The sequence below is a fragment of the Rhodovulum sp. DZ06 genome, from assembly GCF_050586345.1.
Taxonomy (GTDB): domain Bacteria; phylum Pseudomonadota; class Alphaproteobacteria; order Rhodobacterales; family Rhodobacteraceae; genus JBOCEF01.
In genome coordinates this window covers 52,200-66,976 of the sequence record NZ_JBOCEF010000016.1, presented here as the reverse complement: position 1 = coordinate 66,976, position 14,777 = coordinate 52,200, and the positions used below count along the sequence as shown (strand labels likewise).

General features: G+C 73.8%; 15 protein-coding genes. 5 read left to right on the top strand and 10 right to left on the bottom strand.

All coding sequences use genetic code 11. The annotated features are described in order from the left end of the window. Positions 1-15: 15 nt before the first annotated feature. Both ACQ5SO_RS09465 and ACQ5SO_RS09460 read right to left on the bottom strand, forming a co-directional pair. Entirely contained in the window at positions 16-1,518 is a 1,503-nt protein-coding gene (locus ACQ5SO_RS09465; protein WP_430941346.1) for a peptidoglycan DD-metalloendopeptidase family protein, read from the bottom strand. A gap of 98 nt (positions 1,519-1,616) precedes the next feature. Beyond that, complete coding sequence (locus tag ACQ5SO_RS09460) at positions 1,617-2,282, bottom strand: protein-L-isoaspartate(D-aspartate) O-methyltransferase (protein WP_430941345.1); 666 nt, start codon at positions 2,280-2,282, stop codon at positions 1,617-1,619. 259 nt (positions 2,283-2,541) lie between these two features. On the opposite strand from ACQ5SO_RS09460, the gene ACQ5SO_RS09455 reads away from it, so the two are divergent. Beyond that, positions 2,542-2,814 (top strand): hypothetical protein, encoded by a 273-nt coding sequence (locus ACQ5SO_RS09455; RefSeq protein WP_430941344.1) that lies wholly within the window; start codon positions 2,542-2,544, stop codon positions 2,812-2,814. Between the two features lie 21 nt (positions 2,815-2,835). Here ACQ5SO_RS09455 and surE read toward each other — a convergent pair whose 3' ends face one another. The 4 genes from surE to serS all read right to left on the bottom strand — a co-directional run bounded on the left by surE (position 2,836) and on the right by serS (position 6,541). Further along, the gene (surE, locus tag ACQ5SO_RS09450) at positions 2,836-3,627 is read right to left on the bottom strand and encodes a 5'/3'-nucleotidase SurE (RefSeq protein ID WP_430941343.1); all 792 of its coding nucleotides are present in this window, start codon (positions 3,625-3,627) and stop codon (positions 2,836-2,838) included. A 126-nt stretch (positions 3,628-3,753) separates the two neighbouring features. Beyond that, on the bottom strand, positions 3,754-4,101 hold the full coding sequence (locus ACQ5SO_RS09445; RefSeq protein WP_430941342.1) for a hypothetical protein: 348 nt from the start codon (positions 4,099-4,101) through the stop codon (positions 3,754-3,756). 323 nt (positions 4,102-4,424) lie between these two features. Then, positions 4,425-5,015, bottom strand: coding sequence for a hypothetical protein (locus ACQ5SO_RS09440; RefSeq protein WP_430941341.1), 591 nt, complete (start codon positions 5,013-5,015; stop codon positions 4,425-4,427). Positions 5,016-5,248: 233 nt separating this feature from the next. Next, positions 5,249-6,541: a serine--tRNA ligase gene (gene serS / locus ACQ5SO_RS09435; RefSeq protein ID WP_430941340.1), complete on the bottom strand. Its 1,293-nt coding sequence runs from the start codon at positions 6,539-6,541 to the stop codon at positions 5,249-5,251. Between the two features lie 208 nt (positions 6,542-6,749). On the opposite strand from serS, the gene ACQ5SO_RS09430 reads away from it, so the two are divergent. Then, complete coding sequence (locus tag ACQ5SO_RS09430; RefSeq protein WP_430941339.1) at positions 6,750-8,048, top strand: hydroxymethylglutaryl-CoA reductase, degradative; 1,299 nt, start codon at positions 6,750-6,752, stop codon at positions 8,046-8,048. Continuing rightward, positions 8,045-8,425, top strand: a complete 381-nt coding sequence (locus ACQ5SO_RS09425; RefSeq protein ID WP_430941338.1) for a hypothetical protein — start codon at positions 8,045-8,047, stop codon at positions 8,423-8,425. Before ACQ5SO_RS09430 ends, ACQ5SO_RS09425 begins: the two co-directional genes overlap by 4 nt. 217 nt (positions 8,426-8,642) lie before the next feature. Here the strand turns inward: ACQ5SO_RS09425 and ACQ5SO_RS09420 are convergent, their stop codons facing one another. Further along, the gene (locus ACQ5SO_RS09420; protein WP_430941337.1) at positions 8,643-9,188 is read right to left on the bottom strand and encodes a hypothetical protein; all 546 of its coding nucleotides are present in this window, start codon (positions 9,186-9,188) and stop codon (positions 8,643-8,645) included. Positions 9,189-9,285: 97 nt separating this feature from the next. Next, positions 9,286-10,149 (bottom strand): SDR family oxidoreductase, encoded by an 864-nt coding sequence (locus ACQ5SO_RS09415; RefSeq protein ID WP_430941336.1) that lies wholly within the window; start codon positions 10,147-10,149, stop codon positions 9,286-9,288. A gap of 304 nt (positions 10,150-10,453) precedes the next feature. Here ACQ5SO_RS09415 and ACQ5SO_RS09410 point away from each other — a divergent pair, with 304 nt between their 5' ends. Continuing rightward, entirely contained in the window at positions 10,454-12,367 is a 1,914-nt protein-coding gene (locus ACQ5SO_RS09410) for an ABC-F family ATP-binding cassette domain-containing protein (protein ID WP_430941335.1), read from the top strand. Positions 12,368-12,650: 283 nt separating this feature from the next. After that, the gene (locus ACQ5SO_RS09405; protein WP_430941334.1) at positions 12,651-13,442 is read left to right on the top strand and encodes a hypothetical protein; all 792 of its coding nucleotides are present in this window, start codon (positions 12,651-12,653) and stop codon (positions 13,440-13,442) included. Here the strand turns inward: ACQ5SO_RS09405 and ACQ5SO_RS09400 are convergent. Both ACQ5SO_RS09400 and ACQ5SO_RS09395 read right to left on the bottom strand, forming a co-directional pair. Then, entirely contained in the window at positions 13,439-14,356 is a 918-nt protein-coding gene (locus tag ACQ5SO_RS09400) for a tyrosine recombinase (RefSeq protein WP_430941333.1), read from the bottom strand. The two genes, ACQ5SO_RS09405 and ACQ5SO_RS09400, sit on opposite strands and share 4 nt — an antisense overlap. A 9-nt stretch (positions 14,357-14,365) precedes the next feature. Next, entirely contained in the window at positions 14,366-14,503 is a 138-nt protein-coding gene (locus ACQ5SO_RS09395; protein ID WP_430941332.1) for a hypothetical protein, read from the bottom strand. Positions 14,504-14,777 lie beyond the last annotated feature (274 nt).

Here is a 14,777-nt window from a genome sequence, read left to right as displayed (position 1 = left end):
CCGGGCCTTTTCATTTCACTCGAAGAAGGTCATCGGGTCTTCCGAGAACGCGCCGCGGCGGACCTCGTAATGCAGCATCGCCGGGTTGTCGCCGGTGGGCGTGGCCACCTGGCCGACGATGTCGCCGCGCTTGATCCGCTGGCCCTTGCTGACGTTCACGGCGCCGAGGCGGCCATAGACGGTCATGTAATCGGCCTCGTGCCGCACCAGCACGATCGAACCCCAGTCGCCGAGGCTGGTCGACACCAGCGCCACCGTGCCGTCGGCCGAGGCGCGCACCCGCTCGCCCGGCGCGGCGTCGAAATCGACGCCGTCATTGCGGTCCGGCCCGGTCCCCTGGTTGTAGGGCGACAGGACCCGGCCCGGGACGGGGCGCAGGAAGCGGCCGCCATCATCGGCGGGCGCGGCTTCGGGGGCCGCGGGGGCCGCCGCCGGGGCGGGGGCCGCTTCCTCGAGGCTCGCGACCGCCTGGGCCTGTTCTTCCGGCGCGGCGGGGGCGTCGACGGCGCGCGGGGCCGGGACCTCGGCCGCCTGCTGGTACTGGCCCAGCTGCGGCGAGGCGAGGGGCCGGGGCGCGATGCTGTCGGCGGGCTTGGGCTGGGCCGCGCTCTCGGGCGGTGGCAGGGTCGCGCCCGCCTGGCCCGGAAGCTCCACCGGGTTGGCGCCGCGGGCGGCCTGGGCGCCGGGTTCGACCGGCACGGTCAGCACCTGGCCGGGGGTCACGCGGTAGGCGGGGCCGGCGAGGGCGTTCCAGCTCGCCACCTGGTCCATGGTGGCGCCGTAGCGGGCGGCGATGTCGGCCACCGTCTCGCCCGGCTGGACCTCGTGATAGACGATGTCGCGGCCGCCGTTGAGGACCGGGGCCTGCTCGGACGCGGCGGGCGCCGCCTGGGCCTGCGCCTGGGCCGGGGCCTGCTCGCCCCGGGCGATGGCGTCGGCGATGCGGGCGGCGGACCACTCGGCATTGTTCGGGCCGGGCGCGCCCGCGGGGCCGGCGCCGGCGCCCGCTTCGGGGGCGTCCCCGGCGAGCCGGCCGTCCGGCGCCGCGGCCACGGCGTCTTCGGGCAGGGTCTCCAGCGTCTCCATCGGCTCGATCGGGGCCGAGAGCGGGCGCGCCGCGGCGGCGGCCCCGGCGGGACCGGCGGCGGGCGCGGCGAGGCGGGCGTAGCCGCCGAGCTTCGGGGGCAGCACCACCTCGTCGCCCGCGCGGGGCACGTAGTTCGCGGGCAGCCCGTTATAGGAGGCGATGGCGACGGCGTCGGCGCCGGTGCGCGCCGCGAGGGTTTCGAGCGTGTCGCCCGCGCGGGCCACCGCCAGCACGTAGCCGTCCATGAAGATCATCCCGCGCGCGTCGGGCTGGGCGGGGCCGGCGGCCTTGACCTGCGGCGCGGCGGGCGTGGGCGGCGGCGCGGCCGGGGGCGGCCCCTGGTCGCCCTGGCCCACGCAGGCCGCGAGGGCGGCGGGCAGGCCGATCAGCAGGGCGGCGCGAAGGGCGCGCGGCGCGGGGCGGCGGGACATGGCGGGTCTCTCCTTGGTCGGCGCGCGCGGCACGGGCGCTGCGCCATGGGTCGTCTGTTGGGCGCCGCATCAAGGCGGCGGCGTCGCGGCGGCGGGCGTCAGTCCAGGTCGGCGGCGACGCCTTCGAGGAGCGGCACGAACCGCACCGGCGACAGTTCCGAATAAACTGGGCCGTTTTCAGTCTTTTCAATGCGGATCAGCTGCTGGATGTCGTCGGACTGGCCCACGGGCAGCACCATGATGCCGCCGACGCGCAGCTGCTGCATCAGGTCGCGCGGCACGTCCTCGGCCGCCGCCGCCAGCAGGATCCGGTCGAAGGGCGCCTGGTCGGGCAGGCCCAGCGTGCCGTCCCCGGCCATGATGGTGACGTTGGGCAGGTCGAGCTCGCGCTCGATCAATTCGCGCGCGGCGCGGGCCAGGGGGCGGTGACGCTCCACGGCATAGACCCGGCGGGCGAGGCGGGCGAGGATCGCGGTCTGGTAGCCCGAGCCGGCGCCGATCTCCAGCACCTTGCAGCGGGGGGTGACGGCCAGCGCCTGGGTCATGATCCCGACCACCGAGGGGGCCGAGATGGTCTGTCCGCAGGCGATCGGCAGGGGCGTGTCCTCGGCGGCCCGGGCGCGGAAGGCGCGGTCGATGAACAGGCGCCGGGGCACGGATTCCACCGCCTCCAGGACCCGCGGGTCGGTGATCCCGCAGGAGCGCAGCGCGAACACGATCTGCGCGCGTTCCTCGGGGTCGGAGGGGGTGTGGGCTTGGGTCATCCGCTCCTCGTCTCGCGGCGGCGGCAGGCGGGGGATCCGGCGGGCCGCGCGGGGGCCTTCAGGCCCTGCGGGGCGCAGGATATGGCGGGGCGAAGGGGGGCTGCAAGCGGGCGCGGCGGGCGCGGAGTCGCCGAGGCGCCGCAGCGTGGCGAAAGGGCGACGCATGGGCCGGTCGCGGCGCCGGGGCCGCCGCCAAATCGTTAAAATCCGAAGGGTTTTTCGCTGGACCCTGCCGGGCGCGGCGGGGGACCCTTGGCCCATGGCACGGACAGGCGCAGATGCAGGGCGGCGGAGCGGCGGGCAGGACCCGGCGCGGGGCCCCGGCGCGCCGCCGCGCCCGCCCGGGGCGCATCTTCTGTGGATCGCGCTGCCGCTCGGCGGGCTCGCGGGGCTCTCGGCGGCGGAGCTCTTCGGGACCTGGCCCGGCGCCTTCATCGGCGGGGGCGTGGCGGGGGCCGTCGCCTCGGCCATGTCCCACCACGCGCGCCGCGCCCGGAAGGAAGCGGCCCTGGGGGAGGGCGAGGGGCGCTGAGCGCGCCCCTGTCGCCGGGCGTCAGCCGTTCAGGGCCGCGGCGGCGGCCGAGAGGTCGTCTTCGGAGGTCAGGTCGGCGCGCAGCGGCGTGACCGTCACCCAGCCCTCGGCGCATTCGCGCGCGTCGTCGCCGGGGCGGCTCTCGATATTGCCCTTGCCGTGGGTCAGCCAGAAATAGGTGCGCCCGTTCGGGGCCACGTCCTGGCGGATCTGGAAGGCGCCGCCGGGGCGCGCGCCCTGGCGCGCCGCGCGCATCCCGCGCACCTGGTCGCCGGGGATCGGCGGGAAATTCACGTTCCAGAACAGCTGGTACGGGTCGCTGCGCTGGCCGAATCCCATCTTCAGCACCTTGCGCACGGCGGCGGCGCCGTGGCGGCGCGAGGCTTCGAACGTGTCGTCGAGCCCGAGATTGTTCGGCCCGTAATACTGCGACAGCGACACGGCGGGGAAGCGGTGGATCGCCGCCTCCATCGCGCCGCCGACGGTGCCGGAATAGACGATGTCCTCGGCCACGTTGTGCCCGCGGTTGACGCCCGAGAGCACGAGGTCGGGCGGGCAGTCGGCCATCAGGTGCTTGACCGCGCAGATCACGCAGTCGGCGGGCGAGCCGTCGACCGCGAAGCGCCGGGGGCCCAGCTGGTTGAGGCGCATCGGCTTGGTGTAGCTGATGCAATGCGCGACGCCGGACTGCTCGCTCTCGGGCGCGACCACCCAGACCTCGCCCTCGGGGCCCGCAAGCTCGTGCGCGATGTCCTCGGCGGCCTTCAGGCCGGGGGCGGTGATGCCGTCGTCATTGGTGATCAGGATGCGCATGCGTGGTCTCCGGGGGCAGAAGGTCTCGACCCCCGGTCTAGCGGCTTGCGCCGCCGCGGTCCATCGCGCAGCAGGGTGAAGCGCCCGGCGGGGCGGCGCCGCGGCGGCCGGGCGACGGCCGGGCGCTCAGGCCGCCGCGGCGCCGGGCAGGGCGAATTGCGACAGGTCGGCGGTCAGCTCCTCGCCCTCGGAGATGTCGCGCAGCGCGACGCCGACCATGGGGCGCGAGAAATCGAGATTGGGGGCCGCGTCGTGGCGCAGCGCGAGCGCGTGGACGTCCTGCGGCGCGACCTGTTCGGCCGCGCGGCGCTGCGCGGGCCCCAGCGCCGCGCAGGTGGCGGCCGGAAGCGGCCGTTCCGCGGCGCTGCCGAAGCGCCAGACCACGTCCCCGGCGCGGATCGGCTCGAGCGTATAGAGGCCCGTCCCGGCGTCGGGATCGGGCAGGTGCAGGCATTTTACTAGCAACATGAGCATTTTCCGTCTCTTCGTCGGCGCTTCGGCCGCGGGCCCGCCTCCCCAGCGGGCGGGCTGCCGCCACTATGAACGAAAAAGCAGATTGACGCTACGTCCGCGGTGTCGAAATACCGTTTCCATGCGGATCAGTACCGCTGTGCAACCGAAAGTTGCGGATCCATACGACCATGGTCGCCGGCGCGGAGCTGCGGCGATGGCGGGGCGGCGGGCGGTTCCGCGCGCCCGCCGGGCCGAATCAAGCCCGAACAAGGAAAGGGAGCCTCGCGGCCCCCTTTCCCCCGTCCCTCGTCTGCTACGCGGCCCTCTCTGCGGGCCTGTCCGTGTCACGCACGCATGTCCATGCCCATGCTCCCGCCGCCGGGCTGACCCAGCACCATGGAGCGCAGCTCGGCCAGCTGCGCCTCGAACCGCTTGGTCGAGATCTCCTGCTCGGCGCGGAAGGCGCGGCTCGCCTCGGGCATTTCCATCGAGCGCATGGTCTCGCGGTTGCGGGCCATGGCGTCGCCCTGTTCCATCGCCGCGTCGCGCGAGGCGGTGGTGGCGCCCTCCATCATCGACTGCAGGAACGAGCTCTCGATCGCCTGGCGCACCTCGATCCGGGCCTGGCGGGCGATCTCGGCCTTCATCTTCAGGCCGGGGGCCTCGAAGGTCTGCTCGGTCGGGGGCTTGATCGACTCGTTGTTCTCGGCGACGCGCTTCTGGCCTTCCACCGGGCTGACGGCCGAGGCGAGCTGCGCGCGGGTCACCGCCTGCTGGCGGGCGATCTCGGTCCCGCCCGCGCCGGTGGTCTTGTTGGCCGGGGTCTGCTGTTCGGCCGCGGCCGCGTCCTGGCGGGTCTGCGCCGCCTGCTGCATCGCCGCGATGTTCTGGGCGTGGATGGCCGAGGCGCCGGACATGCTGCTGATCGAGGACATTCGCGTGGTCTCCCCTGTCTGACCTGACTTTCGAAACCTGTTTTACTCGAATGCGAAGTGAATTGGAGAACGTGGAGGTATCGGACACCGGCGCGCCGGGATCGGGACCTGAGTCCGCCGGATGGGGCGTCTATGCGAAAGGCGTGGGCCCAAAGGCGCGCGCCGCGAGACGAAAACGGGGGGCGCGGCCTGCGCGCCCCCCGTCGGGGTGTTCCAATGCGGCGCGGCCCGGATCAGGCCAGCGCGCCCTCGGCGGTGATCTTCGTCGCGCCTTTCATGTAGCCGCGCAGCACCTCGGGGATCGTGATGGACCCGTCTTCCTGCTGGCCGTTCTCCATCACCGCGATCAGCGTGCGCCCGACGGCGAGTCCGGAGCCGTTGAGCGTGGACGGGAACTCGGGCTTCTTCTCGCCCTCGCGGCGGAAGCGGGCGTTCATGCGGCGGGACTGGAAATCGCCGCACAGGGACACCGACGAAATCTCGCGATAGGTGTTCTGCCCGGGCAGCCACACCTCCAGGTCATGGGTGCGGCGCGCGCCGAAGCCCATGTCGCCGGTGCAGAGCAGCATCCGCCGGTAGGGCAGGCCCAGCGCCTCGAGGATGCCCTCGGCGCAGCGGGTCATGCGCTCGAGCTCGGCCTCCCCGTCCTCGGGGCGGGTGATGGAGACCATCTCCACCTTCTCGAACTGGTGCTGGCGCAGGATGCCCGCGGTGTCGCGGCCCGCGGAGCCCGCCTCGGAGCGGAAGCACTGCGACCAGGCCACGTAGCGTTTCGGCAGGTCGCCCTCGGCCAGGATCTCGCCCGCGGGGATCGAGGTCAGCGTCACCTCGGCGGTGGGGATCAGCCACCAGCCATTGGTGGTCTGGTAGCTGTCCTCGGCGAATTTCGGCAGCTGGCCGGTGCCGAGCATGGTCTCGGGGCGCACCAGGACGGGGGTCCAGGTCTCCTCGAGGCCGTTCTCGTCGACATGGGTGTCGAGCATGAACTGCGCCAGCGCCCGGTGCAGGCGCGTCAGCGCCCCGGTCAGCATCATGAAGCGCGCGCCCGAGATCTTGGCGGGCGTTTCGAAATCCATCAGCCCCATGGCTTCGCCGAGCTGGTAATGCTCCTTCGGCGCGAAGGGGAAGTCGGGGATCTCGCCCCAGCGCGACAGCTCCTGGTTCGCGTCCTCGTCCGCGCCCTCGGGCACGCTGTCGAGGGGCAGGTTCGGGATCACCAGCAGCAAATCGTTCAGGCGCGCATCCTCGGCCTTGGCCTCTTCTTCAAGGCGGGCGATCTCGGCCTTCTTGTCGGCCACGAGGGCGCGCAGCCGCTCGAACTCCGCTTCATCGCCCGAGGCCTTGGCCTTGCCGACCTGCTTGCTGGCGGCGTTGCGCTCGGCCAGCGCGTCCTCGGCGGCCTTGATCTTCGCGCGGCGGCTCTCGTCGACGGCGAGGATCTCGGCCGAGACCGGCGCGGCCCCGCGGCGGGAGAGGGCGGCGTCGAACGCCTCCGGGTTCTCGCGGATCTGGCGGATGTCGTGCATGGGATCGGTCCTCTCGCGGGCGGTTCGCGGTTCTGCGGGACGGGTTATGCATCAGCGCGCGCGGGCGCGAAAGGGGGCGCGGGCGCGAAAGGGGGCGCGGGCGCGCGGCGGGGACGCGGGCGGCGCTTGGCGCGGGGCCGGGCGCGGTGCAGGATGCCGCCGAAGCGGCCCGGACGAGCGATGGCCGCGCAAGAGGGAGGACGGGGGCATGGACGACAGCCGCCGCAACGACATCGGGGGCCATGCGCGCATCCCCGGTTTTCACCGCCTGGGCATGGCCGAGCGCCTGGCCGCCGTGGCCGCGGCCGCGAAGCTGGACCCGGAGGAGGTCGCGGCCTTCGCCGCCGCCTCGCGCCCGCAGGCCGAGCTGATGGACCACATGGCCGAGAACGCGATCGGCGCCTTCGCGGTGCCCCTCGGGGTCGCGGTGAACCTGGTGGTGGACGGGGACCCGGTGCTGGTCCCGATGGCGACCGAGGAATCCTCGGTGGTCGCGGCGGTCTGCAACGGCGCCCGGCGCTGCCTGCCCGCGGGGGGCGTGTTCACCAGCGCCGACGCGCCGCGGATGATCGCGCAGGTGCAGCTGACCGGCCTGCGCGACCCGTTCGGCGCCCGCGCCCGGGCGCTGGAGCATGTCGAGGAGATCCGCGCCATCTGCGATGCGTGCGACCCGATGCTGGTCGAGCTCGGCGGCGGCTTCCGGGAGTTGGACGCGCGGGTGGTCGACGGCGGCCCCGGGGTTCCGCCGATGCTGGTCTGTCACCTGGTCGTCGACGTGCGCGACGCGATGGGGGCCAACGCGGTCAACACCATGGCCGAGACCGTGGCGCCGCGGCTGGCCGAGTGGACCGGCGGCAAGGCGGGGCTGCGGATCCTGTCGAACCTCGCCGACCGGCGGGTGGTGCGGGCGCGGGCGGTCTGGCCGCTGGACCAGATCGGCGGGCCCGAGGGGCGCGACGGCGTTATCGCCGCCTCGCACTTCGCCTCGGCCGACCCGTACCGGGCCGCGACCCACAACAAGGGCATCATGAACGGCGTCTGCGCCGTGGCGCTGGCCACCGGCAACGACACCCGCGCGCTGGAGGCCGGGGCCCATGCCTATGCCGCCCGTTCCGGCCGCTACACCGCCCTGTCGCGGTTCGAGGCGACGCAGGAAGGGGATCTGACCGGCGTGATCGAGATGCCGATGCCCGTGGGCGTGGTCGGCGGCGCGACGCGCACGCACCCGACGGCGCAGCTTGCGCTGAAGATCATGGGCGCGACGGGGGCGGATCGGCTGGCGCGGGTGATGGCCTCGGTCGGGCTGATCCAGAACTTCGCGGCGATGTTCGCGCTGTCGACCGTGGGCATCCAGAAGGGGCACATGGCGCTGCATGCCAAGAACCTCGCCGTCGCGGCGGGCGCCGCGGGCGAGCTGGTCGAGGCGGTTGCGGCAAGGATGATCGAGGAGAAGGCGATCAACGGCCGCGCCGCGGCGCGCATCCTCGCGGAGCTGTCCGGGCGATGACGGACGCGCTGCGCTTCGACGAGATCGATTTCCACGACGGGCTGCTGAGCTCGGCGGCCTGGCGGGCCGACGAGGGCGCCTATGAGCTCGTCCTCTCCCGGGTTCGGGAATCGGTGGTGAAGGAGGGGCGCCCGGATGCGGATCGTCCCGGCGCCATGCGCATCACCGCGCGCGGCGTCGGGATCGTGTCGCAGACCCTCGACGCGGCGGCGCTGCGGGACAATGCGCGGGCGGGGCAGGTGGCGTCGGTCACCCTCGACGCGGAGGGCAGGACGCTGACCGCGGCGCTGGTCCCGGGCTGCATCATCGTCACCGCCGAGGCGTTCTCGGCCCAGTGGCGCCCCGAGGGCGGGACGTGGGAGGATGTCGCGCTCTAGGGGCGCGGGCCCCTGCTTCGCCATCCCCTCGGCCAGGCCCTTGAAATGCGCGGCCAGGTGTTTCTCGCCGTGCTGGGCGCCGGCCATGTCCATCTAGGACGCCGCGAGGAAGAATTCCGCCGGGCCCCACATCCGCTGCGGGCCCGGCGGCTTCAGCGCCCCGACCGAGGCCCCCGCCCCCGGGCCTGGCCATGGTGCGTTCCCCGGGCGCGGGGCCTCAGCCCCGGCGGCGCAGCGCCGCCAGCCCGCCGAGCGCGAGCGGCAGCAGCGCGGCCGAGGCGGGCAGGGGCACGTCGGCGCCCGGCGCGTCGGCGGTGGTGATCGTCGCGGTGATGAAGCCCGAATTGTCCGAGCTGTTGGAATCCCAGTTGAACAGGAACAGCTCGCCCGGTCCCGCCGCGGCCCCGGTGAAGGCCGAGCCGACCAGGAAATACGGCCCTGAGGCGCCGATCCGCCCCACCAGCGCCGAGTAATTGGCCGTCAGCCCCGCCGAGGTGTAGGGGCCGAGCGTGTCGATCCCGTCGGCGCCGAAGCCAGGATAGGACGGGTTCACGAGCCAGTCGTCCGACGGGTCGGCCGACACCCCGAAGCTGTCGCCCGAGGCGAGGACGATCCCGGTGGCCAGCCCGCCGCCCGACCCGCCGTTGTAGGAATGCGCGGCGGCGAAGACGTCGACCTCGATCGAGGCGGCGAGGGCCGGCGCGGCGCCGGCGCACAGGCAGGCGGCCAGGGCGGCGCGCAGAAGCGAGGCAGGTTTCATCATGTAATTTCTCCGGCCTGAAACGGTCAGGCCCGGCAGGTTCCGGGCGAGGCCGAATATACACCAGGAAACCGGCCCGGTCCCGGCCCGCCGCCGCGGCCTATTGCGCCGTGCCCTCGGCCAGCGCCTTGAAATGCGCGGCCAAGTGTTTCTTGCCCTTCTGGCCCGCGACCATGTCCATCGCCGTCGCCTCGAGGAAGAATTCCGCCGGGCCCCACATCCGCTGCGGGCCCAGCAGCTTGAGCGCGCCGACCGCGGCCCCGGCGAGGGCGCGCGGCACGCGGATGATCCGCGGCGGCTTGCCCAGCGCCTCGAAGGCCAGCGCGCCCAGCTCGGCCTGCGTGAACACGTCCGGGCCGCCCACGTTGGTCCGCCGCGTCCCGGCGATCAGCGCGTCGGCGCAGACCGCCGCCAGGTCGTCGCCATGGATCGGGTTCAGCCGCCGCTCGCCATCCCCGACCAGGAACACCGCGCCGCGGCGGGCCATCTCCAGGAAATCCTCCATGTCCGAGAAATAGGCCGTGGGCGCGATCACCACCGGCTCGATCGCCGCGCCCTCCAGCACCTTCACGAAGCGGCTCTTGGCCCGGGCGAGGGCCGAGCGGCGCATGTTCTCTCCGTTCAGGACATGGACATAGCCGAAGCGGGGCGCCCCCGCCTTCACCGCCGCCTTCAGCAGCGCCAGGTTCACCCCGTAATCCACCTGGTCATAGGTCAGCCCGTCGCGCTGGCGCGTCAGCCCGACGGCCGAGAACACGGCGTCCGCGTCGCGCATCACCTCGGCCAGGCGGGCGGCGCCCTGCAGGTCGACCACCAGCATGTCCGCGGGGGCGATTCCCGCGCGGCGGGCGGCGGCGGCGTTGCGCACGAGCGCGTTGACCCGCCAGCCGCGGGCCTTGAAGACCTGGACGACGCGGCGGCCGAGATAGCCGGTCGCGCCCGCGATGACGATGCGCTGGGTCATGGCCGGCGCCTGCTCCTGCATTCTGCGGTCCCGGGGATTGCGGCCGCGGGGGATCCTTGGGGACGGGCGGGCGCGGGGGGCGGGGGGAGTCGCAGCGGCCCCGGTCCCGCGCCTGCGCGCGCATCCTGCGCCGGGCTGCGTAAACCGGCGGTCAACACTTCGGGGCGCGGCGGCGTTTGTTCCACGATGCGGGACGGCGGGGGAAGGGCGCGCTTGGCCGCTCCCCCCTCTCCATGTCGCCGCAGGCGGGGCCCGCCGCGCGCGGGCGCTTCCCATCCCCGTCCGGGCGCGCTATGCCGCGCCCATGCTCCAGATCCGCGACCTCTCCTTCACCCTCGCCGGCCGCCCGCTTCTGCAGGGCGCCTCCGCCACCGTGCCCGCCAACAAGACGGTGGGCGTGGTCGGACGCAACGGGACGGGCAAGACCACCCTGTTCAAGCTGATCCGCGGGGACTTCGCCCTCGATTCGGGCGAGATCGAGATCCCCCGCGGCTGGCGCATCGGCGGCGTCGCGCAGGAGGTCCCCGCGGGCCCCGACCCGCTGATCGAGATCGTGCTGCGCGCGGATGCCGAGCGCGCGGCGCTTCTGGCCGAGGCGGAGACGGCCGAGGACCCGCACCGGATCGCCGAGATCCAGCTGCGCCTCGCCGATATCGACGCGCATTCGGCCGAGGCGCGGGCGGCGGCGATCCTCTCGGGCCTCGGGTTCGACAGCGCCGCCCAGGCCCGCCCGGCGGCGGAATATTCGGGCGGCTGGCGGATGCGCGTGGCGCTGGCCGCGGTGCTCTTCTCCCGCCCCGACCTGCTGCTTCTCGATGAGCCGACGAACTATCTCGACCTCGAGGGCGCGGTGTGGCTGGAGACGTTCCTCGCCTCCCGCCCCGCGACGACGCTGGTGATCTCCCACGACCGGGGGCTGCTGAACCGGGCCGTGGACGGGATCCTGCATCTCGAGAACAAGGATCTCACCTATTACGGCGTGCCCTATGACCGCTTCGTCGAGGAGCGCCGCGCCAAGATCGAGCAGACCAACGCCGCCGCCGCCAAGCGCCAGGCGGAACGCGCGCATATCCAGAGCTTCGTGGACCGGTTCCGCGCCAAGGCCAGCAAGGCGCGGCAGGCGCAGGCGCGGCTGAAGATGCTCGAGCGGATGCAGCCCATCGATTCGGTGGTGGAGACGGGCGTGGCGGGGTTCCGCTTCCCCAACCCCGCGCCGCTCTCGCCGCCGCTGATGGTCTTCGACAAGGCCGCGGTGGGCTATGACGGCGTGCCGATCCTGAAGAACCTGTCGCTGCGCATCGACCAGGAGGACCGGATCGCGCTCCTCGGCGCGAACGGGCAGGGCAAGTCGACGCTGTCGAAGCTGATCGCCGGGCGGCTCTCGGCCATGGACGGGGCGTTCAGGCACTCGGGCAAGATGAAGGTCGGCTATTTCGCGCAGCACCAGCTCGATGAGCTGGTGGCGGGCGAGACCCCGATCCAGCATTTTCAGCGCCTGTTCCCCGAGGACGCGCCGGCCAAGATCCGCTCGCGCCTCGCGCAGGCGGGGCTGGGCGAGGCGATCGCCGACATCAAGGTGTCCAGCCTTTCGGGCGGGCAGAAGGCGCGGCTGTGCATGGCGATCTGCGCCGCGGGGGCGCCCCATGCGCTGGTGCTGGACGAGCCGACGAACCATCTCGACATCGAATCGCGCGATGCGCTGGCGCAGGCGCTGGCGGCCTATGAGGGGGCGGTGATCCTCGTCTCCCACGACCCGCACCTGGTGGAATCGGTGGCCGACCGGCTGTGGCTGGTGGAAGACGGCGGGGTCTCGGATTTCGACGGCGACATGGAGGATTACCGCAAGCTGCTGCTGTCGCGTCGCGGCGGCGGCGGGCGGGCGGCCGAGGCGCGCGTGGATGGCGCCGCCGCGGGGGCGCAGGGGCCGGGCAAGGCCGCCGCGCGGCGCTCGGCCGCCGAGACGCGCAAGGCGCTGGCGGGGCTGAAGGCCGAGGTCGACAAATGCGAGGCCCGCGTCTCCAAGCTCATGGAAATGCAGGAGAAGATCGACGAACGCCTCGCCGATCCGGCGCTGTACGAATCCGGCGACGGCGCGAAGATCGAGGCGCTCCAGGCCAAGCGCGGCGAGATCGTGGACGGGCTGGAACGGGCCGAGTCGCTGTGGATGGACGCGCAGGAGCGGCTGGAAGCGGCGGAGGCCGAGCGCGCCGCGGGCTGAGCCCGAAGCGGCGGCCCGGAAGGCGCCGGCGGGGCAGGGGCTTGGCCCCGGAATCTGAGCCCTGGCGTGAAGGCCGGGCGACAAGACGGGGGCCGCGCGGCCCCCGTTTTTCTTCAGAACCCGCGGGGCGGCGGATTACGCAAGGCCCGCTTGCGCCTGCGCCGCGGAGGCGAAGCGGGCCGTGAACCCGCGTCCCCGCGCAATCATCCTTAACTTCAGAAACGGTTCAGAATTTCGGCGCAGGCAGGGGGCTCAGCATCCCTGGTCCCGGAGGTTCCGACCCATGCCCGAATTCGCCCGGCTGTCGCCTGCCGCCCCCGGCGCGCCCGCCGTCGCGGGGGGTATGATGCACGCCCGGGGGTCGAGCGCCCCTGCGCCGCGCCGCGCCGCCCGCCGCGGGTTGCGCGAGGGGTTCGACCCGGCGCGCTTCCGCCGCCTGCGCCCCTCGGACGCCGCGTCCGAGGTCGCCGCGCCCCTGCGCGGGGCCCTGCGCCGCGCCGCCCTGGCGCTGGCGCTGGCGCTGGTTCCGGGCGTCGCCAACGCCGCCTCCATGCCCGCGGACCCCCTGCGCGTCGACATCGATGCGCGCACCACCGGCGCCGACTCGGCCGTCAGCCTCGCCCTCGGGGCCGGGACCTGGACCATATCGCTGGCCGAGGGCGGGGCCTTCACCGCCTGGAACGCCTGGAACGGCGCGGTCGAGGGCTGCGACGCGGGCGGCGCGGGGTGCAGCAAGGGCTGGCTGACCGAATTCGCCTATGGCTCGGCCGGGCTGGGGACCGTGCGCGTCGGCTCGGGGCGCTACGCCGACGCGGGCCTCGCCGCCGCGGAGTTCGAGCCGCTGGTCTTCACCCTGCTGAGCGCCGAGACGGTCAGCTTCTGGAATGACGACTGGCTGAAATCCGACAATCTCGGGGGGCTGAGCCTCGAGGTCGAGGTGGCGATGCTGAGGCTCGAGGAAGACCGCACGCGCGAGGTGGCGGTGATCCCGGCGCCCGCCGCGCTGCCGCTGCTGGCCACCGGCGCCGCGGCGCTGGCCGCCCTCGCCGCCCGCCGCCGCGCCGCCGCCGCCTAGCCCTTCGCCAGCGGGTGCGCGGTCAGCACCAGGTCCTTCAGCCGCGCATCGAGGACATGGGCGTAGATCTCGGTCGTCGACAGGTCCGCATGGCCGAGCATCGCCTGGATCGCCCGCAGGTCCGCGCCGTTCGCCAGCAGGTGCGTGGCGAAGGCGTGGCGCAGCACGTGGGGCGAGACCTTGGCGGGCGAGATCCCCGCCTGGACCGAGAGCTCCTTCAGGATCTGCCAGAGCCGCGCGCGGGTCAGCCGCCCGCCCGCCCCGCGCGACGGGAACAGCCAGGGCGAGGGTTTCGCCCCCGCCTTCACCTTCGCCGCATCCCCGGCGTCGCGCGCCGCAAGCCAGGCCGCCAGCGCCGCGCGGGCGGGGGGCGAGAGGGGGACCATCCGCTCCTTGTCCCCCTTGCCGCGCACCAGGATCATCCGCGGATCGCCCCTTGCGGCGGAGACCGGCAGGTCCACCAGCTCGGACGCGCGCAGCCCCCCGGCATAGAGCAGCTGCACCAGGCAGAACCGGCGCAGCGCCGTGGGTTTCGCCTCCGGACCCGGCTCGGCGGCGGCCAGGAGGCGGCTCACCTCCTCCTCGGTCAGCGCTTTCGGCAGGCCCCGCTTCGGGGCCGGGCCGGTCAGCCGCTGCGCCGGGTCGTCGCCGCGCCAGCCCTCGGACATCTGGAAGGCGAAGAAGCCGCGGATCGAGGACAGCCGCCGCGCGCGGGTGGCGCGGCTCAGCCCCGCGGCTTCCAGCGCGGCGAGATAGCCCTCGATATCGGCGCGGTCCGCGTCGTGGAAATCGCGCCCGACATGGGCGGCGAAATCCTCGAGGTCGCGGCGATAGGCGGCCAGCGTGTTCGCCGCCGCACCCCGTTCGGCCGCCATGGCGTCAAGGAAGCCGTCGATGCGCGCGGCCCCGGACATGGCCCGGCCTCAGTCCGCGGTCGGGTCGGGGGCCACCACCTCGACCTCGGCCGTGGGGGGCGGAAGATCGGCGACGGCGGCGAAGATCGCCAGCGCCGCAAGGCCAAGAATCACGAGATAGAACAAGTATTTGAGCACGCGGCCCATGGGTGGAGCTCCTCGGCTTTCCGTGGCTCTGGCGCGCCGGGGCCGGGGGGCGGCCGCGGCGTCGCGGGACAGGGGCGCACCCTATCCGCCATGGCGCCGCGCCGCAACGCGGCAGGGCGGCCCGCGCCGCCCGCCCCCCCCGGGCGCCGGATCGCTTCGACGTCGGGTGGGGCGCCTCGCCGATTGCAGCCGCGCGCGCGAGGCCGTAAACCCGTTCCGCCCGGCGGGCGCAGGCCACGCGGCCGCGCCGCGCAGACCAGGAGGGGGGAGGGCG